This is a genomic window from Nocardia amikacinitolerans (assembly GCF_900215415.1).
Lineage (GTDB): Bacteria > Actinomycetota > Actinomycetes > Mycobacteriales > Mycobacteriaceae > Nocardia > Nocardia amikacinitolerans.
This window is the reverse complement of record NZ_OBEG01000008.1, coordinates 228,780-247,330: the sequence shown is the minus strand read 5'-3', so window position 1 is coordinate 247,330 and position 18,551 is coordinate 228,780. Positions and strand designations below refer to the sequence as shown.

The following is an 18,551-nucleotide window of genomic DNA, read 5'->3' as shown; positions in this document are numbered from 1 at the left end:
CGAGGCTCGGTGCGTGACACTGTTGCTCGCCCTGATCGGGCTCGCGCTGGTGGACAGCACCAGCATCGGCACCCTGATCGTCCCCGTCTGGCTGCTGCTCGCCCCCGATCGACCGCCCGCCCGGCGACTGCTGATCTACCTCGCCGCCATCGCTTGCTTCTACTTCGCGCTTGGCGTCGCGTTGCTGACCGTGGTCGGCGCCGGGCTCGAGCGGTTCGGTGAGCTGGCGCGCAGCCCGGTCGTGCTGGTGCCGCAGCTGGCGCTCGGGGTCGCGCTGTTCGCCGTCTCGTGGCGCTTCGACTCGAAGAAGCGCCGGGCCAGGGGCGAACCGGACCGGACAGCGGCGTGGCGCACCAGGGCGCTGCGCAGCCAGACCTCCGGCGCGGGTCTCGCGGTACTCGCGGTGAGCGCCGGTGCGCTCGAAGCGTTCTCGATGGTGCCGTATCTGGCCGCCATCGGGTTGCTCGTCGCCGGTGACGTGCCGATCGGAGGTTCGGTGGCGCTGCTGGCCGGGTACTGCGTCGTGATGGTGGTTCCGGCGCTGGCGCTCACCGGCGGGAGGTCGCTGCTGCACACCAGGATCGAACCGTTGCTTGCTCGGCTGGACGCCTTCCTGTCCTGCCACGCCGACAGCGCGACCGGGTGGGCGCTGGCCATCGCGGGCATCGTCTTGGTCCGCGGCGCCATCGGCGGCCTTGCCGCTGGCTGATCCCCGAGAGGGTTACGCTGAACAAGTGAACGTCGACGTCACCGCACTACCCGGCATCGGGGTACGCAAGGACTTCGAGGCCCGGTCGGGCCGCCGGATCGGCGTGGTCGACCACCGGGACGGAAGCATCGATCTGATCGTCTCCAAGCTCGACGACCCCGACGCCTGCGCCGCGCAGGTGCCGTTGACGAGCGACGAGGCGGCCGTGCTCGCCAATCTGCTCGGCGCACCGCAGCTGGTGGCCAAACTCCGCGAGGATCATCGCGACCTGCCCGGCATCACGACCCGGCAGCTGCCGATCGCCGAGGATTCGCCGTACGAGGGCCGCGCCCTCGGCGAGACGGCGATGCGTACCCGCACCAAGGTCTCGATCGTCGCGGTGATGCGCGCCGGTCAGCTGCACCCCTCGCCAGGACCCGATTTCACCTTCGCCGCAGACGATCTGCTCGTGGTCGTCGGAACTCCCGACGGCCTGGACGCCGCCGCGAAGATCCTCTCGCACGGTTGACCCGTGAACACGACCGCGCTCGCCCTGCTCGAGCTCGGAGCGGTGTTTTTCGCTCTCGGCATGCTGGGGCGAGTGGCGGGACGGATCGGCATGTCGCCGATACCGCTGTATCTGCTCGGCGGACTGGCGTTCGGATCGGGCGGGTTCATCGAACTCGCCGAGGCCAACGAGTTCGGCCACGTCGCGGGCGAGATCGGCGTGGTGCTGCTGCTTCTGCTGCTCGGACTGGAATACACCGCCGCCGAGCTGGTCACCGGACTGCGACGGTCGTGGCCCGCGGGCGTGGTCGACATCGTCGTCAACTCGATCCCGGGCGTGGTGGTGGCGCTGCTGCTCGGCTGGGGCCTGCTGGGCGCGCTCACCATGGGTGGGGTCACCTACATCTCGTCCTCGGGCATCGTCGCCAAGGTGCTCAACGATCTCGGCCGGCTCGGTAACCGCGAAACCCCGGTCGTACTCTCGATTCTGGTGTTCGAGGACCTGGCCATGGCGATCTATCTGCCGATCCTCACCACCCTGCTGGCGGGCCTGAGCTTCATCAGCGGACTGCGGGCGCTCGGCATCGCCCTGGTGACGATCACGATCGTGCTGGTGGTGGCGCTGCGCTACGGCCGCTACGTCTCGGCCATCGTGGACAGCTCGGACAACGAGGTGTTCTTGCTCAAATTGCTCGGAGCGGCGCTGCTGGTGGCAGGCGCGGCCTCGGCGCTGAACATCTCGGCGGTGGTCGGGGCGTTCCTGCTCGGCATCGCGATCTCCGGATCGACCGCGCACCAAGCCGCGAAACTGCTGGAGCCGCTGCGGGATCTGTTCGCGGCCATCTTCTTCGTCGCCTTCGGGCTGAGTACCGACCCGCGCGCGATCCCGCCGGTCTTCGGCTGGGCGGTGCTGCTCGCCGTGGTGACGACGGTGACCAAGGTCGCGACCGGCTGGTGGGCCGCGCGCAGGCAGGGCATCCGGCGGATGGGCCGGGCAAGGGCGGGGGCGGCGCTGGTGGCACACGGCGAGTTCTCGATCGTCATCGCGGGTTTGGCGGTGAGCGTCGGCGCGGTCGTCGGTGAACTGGCCGCGCTCGTCTCGGCCTACGTGCTCCTGATGGCGGTGCTCGGCCCGATCGCGGCGCGGGTGGTCGAGCCGCTGGTGGCCTTGGTGAAGCACGAGCCGGGTCCCGCGGTCACCCCCTGATCGGGAACGCCTTGCGCCGGTCGGCCGGGGCGCGACGCGCGTCGGCGGACGACTCCGAAGCGAGGCGCCTACCTCCGGCGCGGAACGTCGTGCGTCGTCGGCCAATACGGTGTCCCCGTCGTAGGCGCTGCGGAGATCGCGGTCGACTGCGGACGGGGTGCGGGCGCGGGTTCCTCGGCGGCCAAATGCAGGGGAGCCGCGTGCGGCGGCAGCGAGGGGACGGGAGCCGCGTGGGGCGGGAGCGAGGGCACGAGATCCTCGGCGGTCGGTCGCACCGTGGACGGAGACAGCGACGCGAGATGCTCCGGGGTGACGTGCACCGCGGCGGGGCGCGGTGGTGGCGGTGCGAGATCGTCGGCCGCCGAGCGCGCGGGGGCCACGTGGGGTTTGGGCAGCGGGGCGAGGTCCTCGGCGGCGGGACGGACGACGGCCGCGCGCAGCGGCGGCAGCTCGACATCGCGCTCGATCGCGGTGAGGCTCACGGCGATCAGCAGCAGCATGGTCACGATGCTGATGCCGACGATCAGCGGCGCGAGCAACTGCATCGCTCCCGTCCCGTCGACCGGCGCACCGTGGCTCGCGCCGTGCGCGTGCATCGACGCCATGCCCGTGTAGTGCATGCCGCACACGGCGAGGCCCATGATCCCCGCCGCGCCGGTGGTGGCGAGAAAACCGTTGACCCGCAACGTGAACCACAGCGCCACCGTCGCCGCGACCACCGCGATGAGCACCGAGAGCGCCACCATCGGCAGCTCGTAGCCGATGGTCGCGTTGGACTTCATCGCGAACATGCCGACGTAGTGCATGGCCGCCACGCCGAGACCCGTGACGGCGCCGCCCGCGAGCAGGGCGACCAGCGTCGGCTGCGGCGTGACCACCACGAACAGCCCGATGCCGACCACCACGATCGCGGTCGCCGCGCTGAGCAAGGTGAGCGGGACGTCGTAGCGGATCTCCGCTCCGGTGATCGAAAAACCGAGCATCGCAATGAAATGCATGACCCAGATGCCGGTGCCGCCGATCGCGAACGCGGCGAGCACCAGCCATCCGGCCCTACCTTGCCCCGCCCTGGCCCGCGCGGCGCACTGCAATCCGAGCAGCGATCCGGTGAAGGACATGATGTAGGCCAGCAGTGGTGTCAACCACCCGTACGTGAAGTGGTGAATGTCGAGCACGTGAACCCCATGGCCGGGCCGAGACCGCCCGGCGATCGAAAACTTGTGCGTCAGACAGTACGGCAGCGCGCGGCGCAAAACCGCGTTCCCCGAAGTGTTTTGGATCACTTTCCGGTTTTGTTCCATCTGGAAAGTGGTATTGGCTCGTGCCCCTACCGCCGCGAACGACAACGGGCCCGCATTCCGGTCGTGCCGCCGAAATGGCAAGTGGCACAAGGAATGCGGGCCCGTGGGTCCGTGCGTATCAGTCCAGGTAGTCGCGCAGCACCTGGGAGCGGCTGGGGTGGCGCAGCTTGCTCATGGTCTTGGACTCGATCTGGCGGATGCGCTCACGCGTGACGCCGTACACCTGGCCGATCTCGTCGAGGGTGCGCGGCTGGCCGTCGGTGAGGCCGAAGCGCAGCCGGACAACGCCCGCCTCGCGCTCGGACAGCGTCTCCAGCACCGACTGCAGCTGATCCTGCAGCAGGGTGAAGCTCACCGCGTCGACCGCGACCACGGCCTCGGAGTCCTCGATGAAGTCGCCGAGCTGGCTGTCGCCCTCGTCGCCGATGGTCTGGTCCAGCGAGATCGGCTCACGCGCGTACTGCTGGATCTCGAGGACCTTCTCCGGCGTGATGTCCATTTCCTTGGCCAGCTCCTCCGGGGTGGGCTCGCGGCCCAGGTCCTGGAGCAGCTCGCGCTGGATGCGGCCGAGCTTGTTGATGACCTCCACCATGTGCACCGGGATGCGGATGGTGCGGGCCTGGTCGGCCATGGCGCGGGTGATGGCCTGCCGGATCCACCAGGTGGCGTACGTGGAGAACTTGTAGCCCTTGGTGTAGTCGAACTTCTCCACCGCGCGGATCAGACCGAGGTTGCCCTCCTGGATCAGGTCCAGGAACGCCATGCCGCGGCCGGTGTAGCGCTTGGCCAGCGAGACGACCAGTCGCAGGTTGGCCTCGAGCAGATGGTTCTTGGCCCGGTTGCCGTCGCGCACGATCCAGTTGTAATCGCGGCGCATCGCGACCGGCAGCTTCTCGCCCGCCTCGGCGAACTCGCGCACCTTCTCCGCCGCGTAGAGGCCTGCCTCGATCCGCTTGGCGAGCTCGACCTCCTCCTCGGCGTTGAGCAGCGCGACCTTGCCGATCTGCTTGAGGTAGGCGCGCACCGAGTCGGCGGAGGCGGTGAGCTCGGCGTCCTTGCGGGCCTGCCGCAGCGCCTCGGACTCCTCCTCGTCCCAGACGAAATCGCCGGAGGCCTTGTCCTTCTCCGACGGCTCCTCGGCGCCCTCGGCTTCCTCGTCCTCGGCGACGTCCTCGGCCGTGTCGTCCGCCAAGTCCGCGTCGTCGGCGAGCTCGCCTTCGTCGACCTCCAGATCGTCCAGATCCTCGAGATCGAGAGCCTCGTCCTCCAACGCCTCCTCGGCGCCGGGCTCGCCGTCGGGGCCCGCCTTCTTGGTGGCGGCCTTCTTCGCGGGCGCCTTCTTGGCCGCGGCCTTCTTCGCGGGCGCCTTCTTGGCCGCGGCCTTCTTGGCCGGTGCCTTCTTGGCGGCAGCCTTGCGGACCGGCCGTGCTGCGGTTACATCTGTGGAGTCGGCGTCGGCCGATTCGGCGGTCTGACGGGTCGTGGCTACCACGTACGCCCTTTCGTGACGGTCTCGTGCGGCGTCACGCCAGAGTGGTGTTCCGGCGGAGCGGTCTGTCGGGTTTCACCGGCGGAGGGCCGGTCGGGTTTCTCCGGCTCACCGCCGGGCATGTTCCATTGTAACGATCCAACCAGGGTACTCACGGCACGATGCCAGTTGTCGCACGCCCGCCTCGCGCGTGTTCCGCGTCGTCGCCGACCCGCCGCTCGCGCGCCGCCGTGCAGGTCACGGGACGACGCCCGAGGCGATCGCCATGGCGGCGCCGACGATGCCCGCGGTGTTGCGCAGCCGGGCGGGGACCACCGGAGTCCGATTGGTCAGCAAGGGAATCCACTGGTCGGAGTCGCGGCTGATGCCACCGCCCGCGACGATCACCTTCGGCCAGAAGAGGTTCTCCAGGCCGATCAGTACGGTGCTGACCTCCGCGGCCCACTGCTCGTAGCTGAGGCCGTTGCGATCCTTGATGGAGGCCGCGGCGCGGTGCTCGGTCTCCATGCCGCCGATCTCGAGGTGGCCGAGTTCGGTGTTGGGCACCAGGGTGCCGTTGTAGAGCAGCGCGGAGCCGATGCCGGTGCCGAAGGTCAGCAGCAGCACCAGCCCGTCGAAATCCCTTGCCGCGCCGTAGCGGTCCTCGGCGAGCCCGGCCGCGTCCGCGTCGTTGAGCACCGTGACCGACCGGCCGCCGAGGGCCGCCGAGAACAGGGTGCGCGTGTCGGTGCCGATCCAGGTCTTGTCGATGTTGGCGGCGGTGCGGGCGACGCCTTCGAGGACCACGGAGGGCAGCGTGATGCCCACCGGGCCGGACCAGTCGGCCTCGGCGACCAGCTTGGACACCGCGTCGGCGACGGCGTGCGGTGTCGACGGGTGCGGGGTCGCGATCTTGATCCGCTCGTGCAACAGCTCGCCGGTGGCCAGATCGACCGCGGCGCCCTTGACGCCGCTGCCGCCGATATCGATACCGAATGCGTGCCCCCGAGCGGACATGGCTAACCCCTCGTTCCCTTAGCTGGCGGTTGTGATGACAGCGCCCGCCGCACCGGGCCCACGCGGCCGCCCGAGGGCGGGTGCGCTGGGGTGCCCGACGACGGCGCTGTGTCGTGCACGACAAGAGTAATGCGCGATCGAGGCTGCGCACGTGGAAGCATCTGTGATGCGATGGATGGCGTGCCGGAATCCAGTACCCCAGTAGCCGAAGAGTCCGCCGCCGAGACCGCAGAGACCGTGTCCGAACTCCGCCGCTTGGCGGTCGAGCTCGCCGAACGAGCCGCGGCCCACGTCCGCGCCCGCCGCCCCGAGGTGTTCGGCGCGGTCGCGATCGACGGCGCCGTGCGTAGCAAAGGCCACGCGACCGATCCGGTGACCGTGGTGGACACCGAGAGCGAGGAATTGATCCGCGCGCTGCTCGCCGAGCGACGGCCGGGCGACCCGATCGTCGGCGAGGAAGGCGGCGGCAGCATGATCGCCGATGGCGACGCGGTGCACTGGGTCGTCGACCCGATCGACGGGACCGTCAACTTCCTCTACGGCGTCCCCGGCTACGCGGTCTCGGTGGCGGCGATGCGCCACGGACGCTCCGTGGCGGGTGCGGTGGTCGACGTCGCGCGTGCGGTGACCTACAGCGCCGGGCTCGGCGCGGGCGCCACCGCGACGGCCGCCGACGGCACGGTCGAACAGTTGCGGTGCAATCCGGTCGAGGACCTCTCGATGTCGTTGGTGGCCACCGGATTCGCCTACGGCACGCACCGGCGCGCACGGCAGGCCGAACTCCTCGCGCGGGTGCTGCCCCGGATCCGCGACATCCGCCGCTTCGGCGCGGCCGCGCTCGACCTGTGCCATGTCGCCGCCGGGCGGGTGGACGCGTACTACGAGCACGGGCTCAACGCCTGGGACTGGGGCGCGGGCGCGCTGATCGCCGCGGAAGCGGGCGCGCGCCTGACCCTTCCGCCCGCGACCGCGTCCGGCGCGGCGGGCGATCTCGTCGTCGCCGCTGCCCCTGGCATCGCACGGGAACTCGGCGAGCTGCTGGCCGAAGTCGGTGCGACGGAGCCGCTCCCGGATCGGTGATCCGAAAGCGGCTCCGTCTGGGTGGGGCTGCTCGGCGTCGACTACGGAACGCGTCAGCAGTGCGCGGCGCGCGCGGCGTCGAGCAGTTCGGAGTCTATCGCCGTGCTGCCGCCGGGCGCCGGGTTCTTCAGCGAACGCAGCACCTCCTCGGCGTCGTTGCTCGGCCGCAGATCACGGAACAGCGAGCCGAGCACCAGGTCCACGCTGTCGTCCTCGCGCTGATCCTCGATCAGCTCGGCGCACGGCGCGACCAATTGCACCGACGCCGCGGCGGGCCTGCCGTTCACGCCGAAGCGGATCTGCCCGGTGCATTCCAGGTCGCCGTTGACGTATATGGAATCGTTGCCGTACTGCGTGCCTGGTGCGCTCGCGAAGCCGAGATCACCGAGCTGCGCCGCGACGTGCGCGGCCTGGCCACGCTGGTTGTTCGCGTTCAGCACGCGCACCTTGCTCGCCGCGAGCGGTGCGGGTTCCACCTGCTCCAGCCGCGACGCGCCGACCCGCTGACCGAGCTTGGGCGCGGGGGCCGCGCCCGGATCGCTGGCGGGACTCGGCGCGTTGCAGGCCATCGCGGTGGTGTCGGTGTCCTGCGTCGTCAGCGCCTTGATCCACACGATCGCGCAGATCAGCGCCATGACGCCGAGCATGATGAGCCAGGGTTGGGGGCGGCGCCGAGCGTAGGGTCGTCCCTGCGAATCCGACGCGCTGCCTTCGGTGATCAGTGAAACCACGAGCCACACTCTACGAAAATGTCGTGAGGCGGGTGCGGAAGGTCTCGGCGAGTTCCAGCGTTGGTGTCGATTCCCCGACAGTTTCGACTCGGCTGTGTTTTGATTGCGACTTTTGTCGCGCGGTCCGCTATTGTCTGGCGGCCCAGATCGAATCACCAGCGGCGAAAACGGTGGGTCGGTCGCGGGAACAAGTAGGGCATGTCCTGCGTTTACCGAGCGCTACCGGGTATGGATCCTAGTGATCCCCCCTGATAGGTGACCGGTGCACGTGTGATGTGCACCACCGGCGGGGCGGTGCGGACGCTCGATTCCAGCGAGGAATCGGTGTGTCGGCAGCCGGTCCGGGATATACGGAGTAAGGACGAGGGGAAGACGACATGGCAACCGACTATGACGCACCGCGGCGCACCGAATCCGACGATGTGTCGGAAGATTCGCTGGAGGAGCTGAAGGCTCGTCGCAACGAGGCGCAGTCCGCCGTCGTGGATATCGACGAATCCGATACCGCGGAGTCGTTCGAGCTTCCCGGCGCGGACCTGTCCGAGGAAGTGCTTTCGGTTCGGGTGATTCCGAAGCAGGCCGACGAGTTCACCTGTTCCAGCTGCTTCCTTGTTCACCACCGCAGCAGGCTGGCCAGCGAGGCAGGCGGTCAGATGATCTGCATGGATTGCGCAGCCTGATACTTCGCGGAATGCGAAATCCGGCCGGATCGCGGGTTCGGCCGAAGGTAACTGTCAGTCCGCGCTCGGCAGCCCGAGCGCGGCAAGGACCTTTTCCGGTCGGCGCGTACTGATCAACCAGTACGGCGTCGGATCATCGGGGTCGTCGAGGACCAACAACACCATCGGACCGATCCAGGGACGGTGTTGCACATACGCGGCGGGATCGAGCTGGCGGCCGAGGGCCGCGCTCTTCGCGGAGGGGGCGACCATCGCCGCACGGGACACGAAATTCACCGGCAGGTGAGCGCGGTCGACGCGCAGTTCCGGTGTTCCCGAGGCGTCGGCGGCCACTTCCACCTTGTGGCGGCTCAACCACAGCAGCACCCACGCCGCGATCGGGAACAGCAGAACGTAGGGCAGCCAGGCCCGGATTCCCGGTGCGCCCATGTGGATTTCGGCGGCGAGCAGCCCGGCGATGCCGAACGCGACCGGCCACCACCACAGCGGCACCCAGAGCCGCTCCTTGTAGGGCTGGCGGGCCTGTTTCTCGTTGTCCGTCACCGAAGGGTTGGGCCTGTCCGACACGACTCAACAGTAGGCCACCGTCCCGCCAGACGAACGCCGAGGTACGCGTAGGCTCGACCAACGTGAGCGCACTTTCACCGATACCCCTGCTGCGGCTGGATCCGGGCATTCCCGTGCCGACGCGCGCCCATGCGGGCGACGCGGGCGTGGACCTGTGCACCACCGAGGACGTCATCCTGGAGCCGGGGGAGCGGGTGCTCGTCGGCACCGGTGTCGCCGTGGCGCTGCCGGTCGGCACGGTCGGGCTGATCCATCCCCGGTCCGGGCTTGCCGCCAAGACCGGGCTGTCGGTGGTGAACACGCCGGGGACCGTGGACGCGGGCTACCGGGGCGAGATCAAGGTGTGCCTGATCAATCACGATCCGCGCACGCGCATCGAGTTGCGCCGGGGCGATCGGATCGCGCAGCTGCTCGTGCAGCGGGTCGAGCTGGTGGACTTCGTCGAGGTCGATCAGCTCGACGACACGACGCGGGGTGCGGGCGGCTACGGGTCCAGCGGCGGTCACGCCAGTCTGGGCGCGGAGACCGACGGGGCGAGCCGGGCGACCGGCGGGGAGGCGTGAGGCGACGATGTTCGGAAAGAGAAAGAAGCGGTCGGACCGGTTCGAGGACCAGTACGACGAATACGGCGCCGAGTACGACGACGTGGATTACGACGCCGAGTACGACGAGCTGTCCTACGACGAATTCGCCGAGGACACCGCCGGTTTCGCGGAACGCCCGGAGGGCGAGCGGACCGGACCCTACGACTACGACGAAGTGGCCGAGCTGCTCGAAGGAGTCGTCGAGCAGCGCCTCGATCTGGGTTCGGTCATCCTGCCGGTGCCGCCGGGCGGCCAGCTACAGGTCGAGATGACCCCCGACGGCACCCCGCAGGCGGTGCACCTGGCCACCGAGCACGGCCGCATCACCGTCGCCGCCTATGCCGCGCCCAAATCGCCGGGACAGTGGCGTGCGGTGGCGGCCGACCTCGCCGACTCGCTGCGCAAGGACGGCGCGCGGGTCGCGGTGGAAACCGGTCCGTGGGGCCGGGAGGTCCTCGCCATCACCGAGGGCGCCGATCTGCGCTTCATCGGCGTCGACGGCTACCGCTGGATGGTGCGCCTGGTCGCGGCGGGCCCGTCGGGCGCGGCGAACGACGGCGCGCCGCTGGTGGCCGCAGCCCGCGCGATCCTCAGCGAAACGGTGATCCGGCGTGGCACCGACCCGCTTCCGGTGCGTGATCCGCTGCCGGTCGTCCTGCCGCAGCAGCTCGCCGAACAGCTGGCCGCCGCGCACCAGGCGCAGATCGAGGCGCAACAGCAGCAGATGGCCGCCCAAGCCGCCGCGGTCCAGAACCCGGTGCCCGCGCAGCCGCAGACGCTGCCGCCCCAGCCGCGCCGCGGCGCGGACGGCTCCGCCATGCAGCAGCTCGGCCTGAACTGATCCGACCGAAGGTGACCCTCAGCCGCCCATGACGACTGAAGGCCACCTTCGGCCGATTCCCCGCGCGCGGGCGTGTCCCGAGCGAAGGTGACATGCGGTCCGGCTGACGGGATCAGGGCCGCCTTCTGTCGGGAGGCTGCTCTCGCTGACCGACACGGCCGCGGACCGCGACCGGATCGACCGTCAGTCGAAGGCGGTGAAGCCGAGGCGGCCGAGGATCGCCGGGTCGGCGCCCAGTTCGTCCAGGGTGGTGCTGAAAAGTCGGGCGCCAGGGATCAGATCGGCCCACTCCTCGGCGACGGCGAGGGGGTGAACCGGGTCGTCGACCGCGGTGACGACCGCGACTGGCACGTCCAGCGTGGCGAGGCGGTCGGTGCTCGGCCACTTGTAATCGGCGGCTTCCTCCAGGGCTTGCGGCAGGTGCGGCCACTGGGAGCGCCAGGACTGGGTCAAGGCGTCGGCGAGCCAGCGCGGGCTGCTCGCGCGCATCCGGGCGATGACCGTCTCCAAGCCGTCGGCGCGCAGCTGCTCGGCGGTCACGGCGGCGCTGAGCGCGGCAGGGCAGCGGGCGGTGTCCGAGCCCGTCCACGCCGGCAGCGCGGCGACGACGCCCACGACGGATTCCGGATGCGCGCCCGCCCACTCCAGTGCGATCGCCGCGCCGAGCGAGATGCCGGCGGCCAGTACCGGGCCGCGCGCGGCGGCCGCGTCCAGCGCGGCGTGGCAGCTCGCCACGACCGCGCGCGGATCCGGCTCGACGGCAATCGATTCGAACCCGCGGGCGACGCTCGCCGGACCGAAGGCGCGCCGGGCGAAATCGGCGTCGGAGCCGGTGCCAGGCAGCGCGACGACGAGCGGAACCGCAGGTCGTGTCGCCGTCGTGACATGTGTGGAGTCGAACACCGGGTCGAGCGTAGCGGGGGTGACCGCGGGCATCTACAGTGGCGGGTGTACGGCCAACAGCCGGTCGTCACCGAACAACCACGATGGCGTGAGACCCGCGCCATCTGTGCAGCAGGAGAGCGTGCAATGCCATCCGCAGCCTCAGGGTATTTTCGACGTCTGGGCCGCAGGCTGACCGAGGACATCGACCGACTCGATGCCGAGGAGCTGGCCGAGACCGCAGAGGCGTCGGGCGCGTGTCGGGCGTCGGAGTGTCGTCGCGGTGACGAAGCGACGATGCTCGGTCGTCTACGAAGTGTGGAGGCCTGCCCCAAAGCGGTGGGCGCCAGCGTTCAGGCAGAATTCTTCGACGGCACCGATGCCATCACCCTGGTGTGGATCGGCCGCCGGCGCATCCCCGGCATCGAACCGGGGCGGCGCATTCTGGTCCGCGGCCGGGTCGGTGACCGAGACGGCCGTAAGGTGATCTTCAACCCCTACTACGAATTACGCGGGAACAGCTGACACGTATGCCTTCGAGCAACGACCACGGCGCCGATCTAGGCACGCCGACCGATATCGAGCGACCGATCGACGCCGCGGCTCGCCGGCGAGTGGACGGCCGTCCTGCCTCGGCCGAAGAGGCCGTGCGTGAGGAAGCCGCCGAACAGACGCTGCTCGAGCAGCTGGGCGGTTTCAGCGGCCTGATCTACTCGACGTTGCCGGTGCTCGTCTTCGTCCCCGTGAACACCCTCGCCGGGCTCACCGCCGCGATCTGGACGGCGCTCGGCGTCGCGGCCGCCGTGCTGGTGTGGCGGCTGGTGCGCCGCGAGCCGCTGCAACCCGCCATCTCCGGCTTCCTCGGCGTCGGCGTCTGCGCGCTGATCGCCTACCGGGTCGGCGAGGCCAAGGGCTTCTTCCTGTTCGGCATCTACACCAGCCTGATCTACGCGGGCGTGTTCCTGGCCTCGATCCTGGTGCGCAGGCCGCTGGTCGGCGTGATCTGGGGCGTGCTCAACGGCCACGGCTCCGGCTGGCGCTCCGATCGCAGGGCAGTGCGCCTCTACGACCTGGCGACCGCCACCTTCGTGGTGGTCTTCGCCGCCAGATATCTGGTCCAGTCCGAGCTCTACGACACCGACCAGACCGGTTGGCTCGCCGTCGCCCGCATCGCGATGGGTTGGCCGCTGACCGCCGTCGCCTTCGCCGTCACCATCTGGGCCGTGCGCCGGGCGGGTCATCTGCCGCGCGCCAAGGCCGAAACCGCCTGATACGGAACAGGGGTGGGGCCTGACCCACCGCCGAGGTGGTGCACTCTCCACCCTGGGGTACCTGGTTGGTGAGCCGAGTTCATCGGACGATCGTTTGCAACACGAGAAACGCAACGATCGTCGAGGAAGGACTCGGACATTGGCTACCGAGCACACGGTTTCGACCACCAAGACCCACGCCCACACCAGCCCCGCGCTGTCGGAGAGCCGCCGGGTGGCGGCCGAACTGGACAAGCTGATCGGCCCCGCCGCCGCGGGCGACAAGCGCGCGGTGTCGGAGATCGTGCGGGTGGTGCACCCGCTGATTCGCCGCTACACCGGCGCCCGCCTGGGCAACACCGCCCACCTGCACGTCACCGCTGACGACGTGGTGCAGGAGATCCTGCTGGCCACCGTCAAGGCCATTCCGCGCTACCAGGATCAGGGCAAGTCGTTCCTGGCCTTCGTCTACGGCATCGCGGCCAACAAGATCGCCGACGCGTTCCGGCGCTCACAGATGCACCCGACCTACCCCGTCGCCGACGTCCCCGACTCCCCTTCGGCGGCCGCGGGCCCGGAGGAATGGGCGCTCGCGCTCGAACGCCGCACGGCCACAAGGGAATTGATGAAGATCTTGGCCCCGGCGCACCGCGAGGTGCTGGTGATGCGGATCGTGCTCGGCTGGTCGGCCGCACAGACCGCGGAGGCCATCGGCACCAGCCCCGGCGTGGTCCGGGTGATGCAGCACCGCGCCCTCAGCAAGCTGCGGGCGCAGCTGCAGCCGGCGTCCTGACCCCGAACCGCGGCAGCAAACCGTATCGGGGTGTTATGGCTTGATGCCGTGGTGGGCCAGCGCCACCCGCAGATCTTCCTCGGCTTCCACCGAGGTCACGAACAGCAGCTCGTCCTCGCCCTCGAAGGGATCGTCGGCCTGCGGCACGATCACCCGGCCGCCGCGCAGAATCGTCACCAGCGCGGCGTCGCGGGGCAGGGTCAGGGTGCGGACGGGCTTGCCCGCCAGCGCGGTGTCGACGGGCAGGGTGATCTCCACCAGGTTCGCCTGCCCTTGACGCAGCGTCATCAGGCGGACCAGGTCACCCACCGAGACCGCCTCCTCGACCAGCGAGGCGAGCAGGCGCGGCGTGGAGACCGCCACGTCGACGCCCCACGACTCGTCGAAGAGCCATTCGTTGCGCGGGTCGTTGACCCTGGCGACCACTCGGCGCACGCCGAACTCGGTCTTGGCGAGCAGGCTGTGCACCAGGTTCGCCTTGTCGTCGCCGGTGGCCGCGATGACCACCTCGTAGGTCTCCAGGCCGGCGTCCTCCAGCAGCGCGAGCTCGCACGCGTCGGCGTGTACCCAGACGGCGTCCGGAATGGCTTCCGCATCGATATGGTCGAGCTGACGCTCGATCAGCATCACTGTGTGTCCGCTGCGTAGTAGTTCGCGGGCAATCGATCGGCCGACGGCGCCTGCCCCGGCGATGGCCACCTTCATGATCAGTCCTCGCTAGCGGGGGGCTTGCCGGCCAGTGCGACGACCTCGCCGACGTTGCCGGAGTTCGCGGCAACGTAGACGATGTCGTCGGCCTGGACGATGGTCTTGCTGTCGGGCAACAGGCCCTGGCCGAACCGGATGATGAACGCCACCCGGACGGAGATCGCGCGCTCCAGATCGCGCACGGTGCGCCCGTACCAGTCCTCGTGCAGCGTCAGCTGCGTCACCGCGACCGTTCCGGTGGGATCGCGCCAGGTCGTCGTGCTGGAATCGCCGACGAGGGTGCGCATGAAACGGTCGGTGGTCCACGGCACCGTGGCGATGGTCGGGATGCCGAGCCGTTCGTAGACCGCGGCGCGCTTGGCGTCGTAGATCCGGGCGACCACGCGCTCGACGCCGAAGGTCTCGCGGGCCACCCTGGCGGAGATGATGTTGGAGTTGTCGCCGGAGGAGACCGCGGCGAACGCCTCGGCTCGCTCGATTCCGGCGCGGGTCAGCACATCTCGGTCGAAACCGACGCCGACAAGGCGCTCGCCGGGGAAGTCCTCACCCAGCCGAAGGAACGCGCTCGGATCCCGGTCGATCACGGTGACCTCGTGGCCAACCCGGACCAGGGCGCGGGCCAGCGACGAGCCGACGCGACCGCATCCCATGATCACTACGTACACCGTGCAACCTCGCTCCTGGACCAATGGCTTTCGGTCTACTTGCCTGTCCGCAGAACCGTACCCGCCGGATGTGTCCATGGCCCACTTTCCCCCTTCGGGGGGCGGGCAAACCTGTTTGTGACCCGTGGGCCTGCGCAGACGCGCAGCGGCACCCCGCGGGCGATCAATGGCCGGGGGATCTATGCTCGCTCCAGTGTCCAAGTTGACGACGGCAGCCAAGCGCATGCTGCTTGGCAGGCCCTTCCGTAGCGATTCGCTGGGGCACACGCTGTTGCCGAAGCGAATCGCGCTTCCGGTGTTCGCTTCCGACGCCATGTCGTCGGTCGCCTACGCGCCGGAGGAGATCTTCCTCGTGCTGTCGGTGGCCGGTATCTCGGCCTACGTGTACGCGCCGTGGGTGGGTCTCGCGGTCGCGTTCGTGATGGCCGTCGTCGTGGCCAGCTACCGCCAGAACGTGCACGCCTACCCGTCCGGCGGCGGCGATTACGAGGTCGCGACCACCAATCTCGGCCCGACCGCCGGGCTAACGGTCGGCAGCGCGCTGCTGGTGGACTACGTGCTCACCGTCGCGGTGTCGATTTCCTCGGCCGCCTCCAACATCGGCTCGGCCATCCCGTTCGTGGCCACCCACAAGGTGCTGTTCGCCGTGGTGGCCATCGCGCTGCTGACCGCGATGAACCTGCGCGGCGTCCGGGAATCGGGCAAGGCGTTCGCGATCCCGACCTACGCGTTCATCTTCGGCATGTTCGTCATGCTCGCCTGGGGGCTGTTCCGCACCGTGGTGCTCGGCGAGGAGCTGCGCGCCGAATCGGCCGGGTTCCAGCTCGAGGCCGAGGACGAGCACCTGTACGGCCTGGCCTTCGCCTTCCTGATCGCGCGCGCGTTCTCCTCCGGCTGCGCGGCGCTGACCGGTGTCGAGGCGATCAGCAACGGTGTGCCCGCGTTCCGCAAGCCGAAGTCGCGCAACGCCGCGACCACGCTGCTGCTGCTCGGCAGCATCGCGATCGTGCTGCTGATGGGCATCATCATCCTGGCGCAGAAGATCGGCATCGTGTACGCCCACGAGACCGAGCACTTGGTCGGCGCGCCGGCGGACTACCACCAGAAGACGTTGATCGCCCAGATCGCCGCGACGGTGTTCCACGGCTTCCCGATCGGGTTCTTCTTCATCACCATCGTCACCGCGCTGATCCTGGTGCTTGCTGCCAACACGGCCTTCAACGGCTTCCCGGTGCTCGGTTCGATTCTGGCGCAGGACCGTTACCTGCCGCGCCAGCTGCACACCCGCGGCGACCGGCTGGCCTTCAGCAACGGCATCCTGTTCCTGTCCGGCGCGGCGATCGCGTTCGTCGTCGTCTTCGGCGCCGAGGTCACCAAGCTCATCCAGCTCTACATCGTCGGCGTGTTCGTCTCGTTCGTGCTCAGCCAGACGGGCATGCTGCGGCACTGGACGAGGCTGCTGCGCACCGAGACCGATCCGTCGCAGCGGGCCAGGATGCAGCGTTCCCGGGTGATCAACGCGATCGGCCTCAGCGCCACCGGCGCGGTGCTGATCATCGTGCTCGTCACGAAGTTCTTCGCGGGCGCCTGGATCGCGATCCTGACCATGGTGGCGATCTTCGTGGTGATGAAGAGCATTCGCCGCCACTACGATTCGGTCGCCAGGGAGCTCGACGAGCACGAGTGGGACGGCGTGCTGCCGAGCCGTTCGCATTCGATCGTGCTGGTCTCCCGGCTGCATCTGCCGACGCGACGCGCGCTGGCCTACGCGCGCGCCACCCGCCCCGACACGCTCGAGGCGATCACGGTGAACGTCGACGAGGCCGACACCAGGGCGCTGGTGCGGGAATGGGAGAAGAGCGATATCACCGTGCCGCTCAAGGTGATCGAATCGCCGTACCGCGAGATCACCAAGCCGGTGCTGGACTACGTCAAGCGGGTGCGCCGCGACGCACCCCGCGACGTGGTGACGGTGTTCATCCCCGAGTACGTCGTCGGCCACTGGTGGGAGCAGGTGCTGCACAACCAGAGCGCGCTGCGGCTCAAGGGCAGGCTGCTCTTCGAGCCCGGTGTGATGGTGACCTCGGTGCCGTGGCAGTTGAGCTCGTCGACGACGCGGGCCGGGCAGGCGGGCGAGATCAACGCCCCCGGCGCGGTGCGGCGCGGCTACGAGGACCGGGTATGACCGACTGGTTCGGCCAGACCTTCGACGTGCGGCTCGGCCCGCCGGGACACGGCGGGTTCTGTGTCGGCAGGCACGAGGGCCGGGTCGTGTTCGTGCGGCACGGGCTGCCCGGCGAGCTGGTCCGCGCCACGGTCACCGAGGATCGGGGCGGTTCGTTCTGCCGCGCCGACGCCGTGCGGATTCTGGAGTCTTCGCCGGATCGGGTGCCGCCGACCTGTCCGGTGTCCGGGCCGGGGGGCGCGGGCTGCTGCGATTTCTCGCACGCCACGCCCGCCGCGCAGCGGGCGCTGAAGGCGGCGGTGGTCGCCGAGCAGCTGCGCAGGCTCGCCGGGATCGAGCGCGAGATCGTCGTCGAACCGATCGCCGGGTATCCGGACGACGCGAGCGGCGGCTGGCGCACCAGGATCCGGCTGCCGGTCGACGCCGAGGGGCGGGCAGGCATGCACCGCTACCGCAGCACCGAGGTGATCGCGGATCTGCGCTGCCCACAGCCGGTGCCGGGTGCGATGGACGGCATCGCGGACCGGATCTGGACGCCGGGCGCGGATCTGGTCGTCGCGGTGGACGGGGACGGCGTGCGGCATCTGGTGGAGCTGCCGCCTGCCGAGCAGGTGACCGCCCGGCGTGGGCGGCGGCACGGTGGCGGACCGCGGGGTCGGCGCAGGGACGGCGGGAACCAGGGCGCGGAGCGGCCGCGCGGTGTCGTCGGCCCCTCGGGCCGGGTGGAGGAACGGGCCGAGGATCCCGACGAGGTGCGCCGCGAGGCGGTGGCGCGGCGGGCCGCGTCGCACGCCGCCCGTGACGAATGGGTGGTCGACGGCACCGGGCGAGCCGTGGAGTACGTGGCCGGACGGCGCTGGGAGATCGCGGCGACCGGTTTCTGGCAGGCGCATCGCCTTGCGGCGCAGTGTTATTCGGACGTGGTGGCGGACTGGTCGGGACTCGACAGTGGCGACCTCGCCTGGGATCTCTACAGCGGCGCAGGGGTTTTCGCGGCGCGACTGGCGGATCGCGTCGGCTCGCGGGGATCGGTGCTCGCGGTGGAGTCCGCGCGTTCGGCCGTGGCCGACGGACACGCCGCGCTGCGCGACCTGCCCTGGGTGGATCTGCGGGCCGAACGGGTCGAACGCTGGGTGGCCGAGCACTCCGGCGGCGCCGCGCCGAGGGCCGTAGTCCTCGATCCGCCGCGCGCGGGCGCGGGCAAGGAGGTCGTCGCGGCGGTGGCCACGGCCGGCCCCGCCCGCATCGTCCACGTCGGTTGCGACCCGGCCGCATTCGCCCGCGATCTCGGCCTTTATCTGTCGCACGGCTACCGCCTCACCGATCTGCGCGCCTTCGACGCTTTCCCCGCCACCCACCACGTGGAATGCCTTGCGCTACTGGAGCGCTGACCGACC

The 18,551-nt window shown here is 69.8% G+C and carries 20 protein-coding genes; 12 read left to right on the top strand and 8 right to left on the bottom strand.

Annotated elements, in window-relative coordinates; genetic code table 11:
• Positions 1 to 13 precede the first annotated feature (13 nt).
• From CRP45_RS30455 to CRP45_RS30445, 3 genes are read left to right on the top strand one after another with little or no spacing between them, the layout of a single operon-like run.
• Positions 14 to 709 (top strand): GAP family protein, encoded by a 696-nt coding sequence (locus tag CRP45_RS30455; protein ID WP_245910593.1) that lies wholly within the window; start codon positions 14 to 16, stop codon positions 707 to 709.
• Between the two features lie 25 nt (positions 710 to 734).
• On the top strand, positions 735 to 1,217 hold the full coding sequence (locus CRP45_RS30450; protein WP_067779578.1) for a cation:proton antiporter regulatory subunit: 483 nt from the start codon (positions 735 to 737) through the stop codon (positions 1,215 to 1,217).
• A gap of 3 nt (positions 1,218 to 1,220) precedes the next feature.
• On the top strand, positions 1,221 to 2,402 hold the full coding sequence (locus CRP45_RS30445) for a cation:proton antiporter (RefSeq protein WP_097248082.1): 1,182 nt from the start codon (positions 1,221 to 1,223) through the stop codon (positions 2,400 to 2,402).
• 68 nt (positions 2,403 to 2,470) lie between these two features.
• Here the strand turns inward: CRP45_RS30445 and CRP45_RS35160 are convergent, their stop codons facing one another.
• From CRP45_RS35160 to ppgK, 3 genes are all read right to left on the bottom strand, one after another.
• Complete coding sequence (locus CRP45_RS35160) at positions 2,471 to 3,577, bottom strand: MHYT domain-containing protein (RefSeq protein ID WP_097248081.1); 1,107 nt, start codon at positions 3,575 to 3,577, stop codon at positions 2,471 to 2,473.
• Positions 3,578 to 3,821: 244 nt separating this feature from the next.
• On the bottom strand, positions 3,822 to 5,195 hold the full coding sequence (locus CRP45_RS30435) for an RNA polymerase sigma factor (protein ID WP_097248080.1): 1,374 nt from the start codon (positions 5,193 to 5,195) through the stop codon (positions 3,822 to 3,824).
• Positions 5,196 to 5,429: 234 nt separating this feature from the next.
• A complete protein-coding gene (gene ppgK / locus CRP45_RS30430; protein ID WP_097248079.1) occupies positions 5,430 to 6,188 on the bottom strand; it encodes a polyphosphate--glucose phosphotransferase in 759 nt (252 codons plus the stop codon).
• Between the two features lie 171 nt (positions 6,189 to 6,359).
• On the opposite strand from ppgK, the gene CRP45_RS30425 reads away from it, so the two are divergent.
• Positions 6,360 to 7,268 carry an inositol monophosphatase family protein gene (locus CRP45_RS30425; RefSeq protein WP_097248078.1) on the top strand — a complete coding sequence of 303 codons (909 nt, stop codon included), beginning with the start codon at positions 6,360 to 6,362 and terminating at the stop codon, positions 7,266 to 7,268.
• A 53-nt stretch (positions 7,269 to 7,321) separates the two neighbouring features.
• Here CRP45_RS30425 and cei read toward each other — a convergent pair whose 3' ends face one another.
• Positions 7,322 to 7,999 (bottom strand): envelope integrity protein Cei, encoded by a 678-nt coding sequence (cei, locus tag CRP45_RS30420; protein WP_067780073.1) that lies wholly within the window; start codon positions 7,997 to 7,999, stop codon positions 7,322 to 7,324.
• A gap of 377 nt (positions 8,000 to 8,376) precedes the next feature.
• On the opposite strand from cei, the gene CRP45_RS30415 reads away from it, so the two are divergent.
• The gene (locus CRP45_RS30415) at positions 8,377 to 8,679 is read left to right on the top strand and encodes a DUF4193 domain-containing protein (protein ID WP_067779587.1); all 303 of its coding nucleotides are present in this window, start codon (positions 8,377 to 8,379) and stop codon (positions 8,677 to 8,679) included.
• 54 nt (positions 8,680 to 8,733) lie between these two features.
• Here the strand turns inward: CRP45_RS30415 and CRP45_RS30410 are convergent, their stop codons facing one another.
• Complete coding sequence (locus CRP45_RS30410) at positions 8,734 to 9,246, bottom strand: DUF3093 domain-containing protein (RefSeq protein WP_245910592.1); 513 nt, start codon at positions 9,244 to 9,246, stop codon at positions 8,734 to 8,736.
• A gap of 62 nt (positions 9,247 to 9,308) precedes the next feature.
• Here CRP45_RS30410 and dut point away from each other — a divergent pair, with 62 nt between their 5' ends.
• A complete protein-coding gene (gene dut, locus CRP45_RS30405) occupies positions 9,309 to 9,809 on the top strand; it encodes a dUTP diphosphatase (RefSeq protein WP_067779593.1) in 501 nt (166 codons plus the stop codon).
• Positions 9,810 to 9,816: 7 nt separating this feature from the next.
• On the top strand, positions 9,817 to 10,671 hold the full coding sequence (locus CRP45_RS30400) for a DUF3710 domain-containing protein (protein ID WP_097248076.1): 855 nt from the start codon (positions 9,817 to 9,819) through the stop codon (positions 10,669 to 10,671).
• 183 nt (positions 10,672 to 10,854) lie between these two features.
• Here the strand turns inward: CRP45_RS30400 and CRP45_RS30395 are convergent, their stop codons facing one another.
• Entirely contained in the window at positions 10,855 to 11,574 is a 720-nt protein-coding gene (locus CRP45_RS30395) for an alpha/beta fold hydrolase (protein ID WP_097248141.1), read from the bottom strand.
• Positions 11,575 to 11,700: 126 nt separating this feature from the next.
• On the opposite strand from CRP45_RS30395, the gene CRP45_RS30390 reads away from it, so the two are divergent.
• The 3 genes from CRP45_RS30390 (at position 11,701) to CRP45_RS30380 (ending at position 13,596) form a co-directional block, all read left to right on the top strand.
• Complete coding sequence (locus tag CRP45_RS30390; protein ID WP_067779602.1) at positions 11,701 to 12,078, top strand: OB-fold nucleic acid binding domain-containing protein; 378 nt, start codon at positions 11,701 to 11,703, stop codon at positions 12,076 to 12,078.
• 5 nt (positions 12,079 to 12,083) lie between these two features.
• Complete coding sequence (locus CRP45_RS30385; RefSeq protein WP_097248075.1) at positions 12,084 to 12,824, top strand: DUF3159 domain-containing protein; 741 nt, start codon at positions 12,084 to 12,086, stop codon at positions 12,822 to 12,824.
• Between the two features lie 139 nt (positions 12,825 to 12,963).
• Positions 12,964 to 13,596 carry a sigma-70 family RNA polymerase sigma factor gene (locus CRP45_RS30380; protein ID WP_097248074.1) on the top strand — a complete coding sequence of 211 codons (633 nt, stop codon included), beginning with the start codon at positions 12,964 to 12,966 and terminating at the stop codon, positions 13,594 to 13,596.
• A 33-nt stretch (positions 13,597 to 13,629) separates the two neighbouring features.
• Here the strand turns inward: CRP45_RS30380 and CRP45_RS30375 are convergent, their stop codons facing one another.
• Both CRP45_RS30375 and CRP45_RS30370 read right to left on the bottom strand, forming a co-directional pair.
• Positions 13,630 to 14,301, bottom strand: a complete 672-nt coding sequence (locus tag CRP45_RS30375) for a potassium channel family protein (RefSeq protein WP_097248073.1) — start codon at positions 14,299 to 14,301, stop codon at positions 13,630 to 13,632.
• 2 nt (positions 14,302 to 14,303) lie between these two features.
• A complete protein-coding gene (locus CRP45_RS30370; protein WP_067779607.1) occupies positions 14,304 to 14,969 on the bottom strand; it encodes a potassium channel family protein in 666 nt (221 codons plus the stop codon).
• 193 nt (positions 14,970 to 15,162) lie between these two features.
• On the opposite strand from CRP45_RS30370, the gene CRP45_RS30365 reads away from it, so the two are divergent.
• Entirely contained in the window at positions 15,163 to 17,154 is a 1,992-nt protein-coding gene (locus CRP45_RS30365) for an APC family permease (RefSeq protein ID WP_097248072.1), read from the top strand.
• A complete protein-coding gene (locus CRP45_RS30360; RefSeq protein WP_097248071.1) occupies positions 17,151 to 18,545 on the top strand; it encodes a class I SAM-dependent RNA methyltransferase in 1,395 nt (464 codons plus the stop codon). Before CRP45_RS30365 ends, CRP45_RS30360 begins: the two co-directional genes overlap by 4 nt.
• The last annotated feature ends 6 nt before the right edge of the window (positions 18,546 to 18,551 follow it).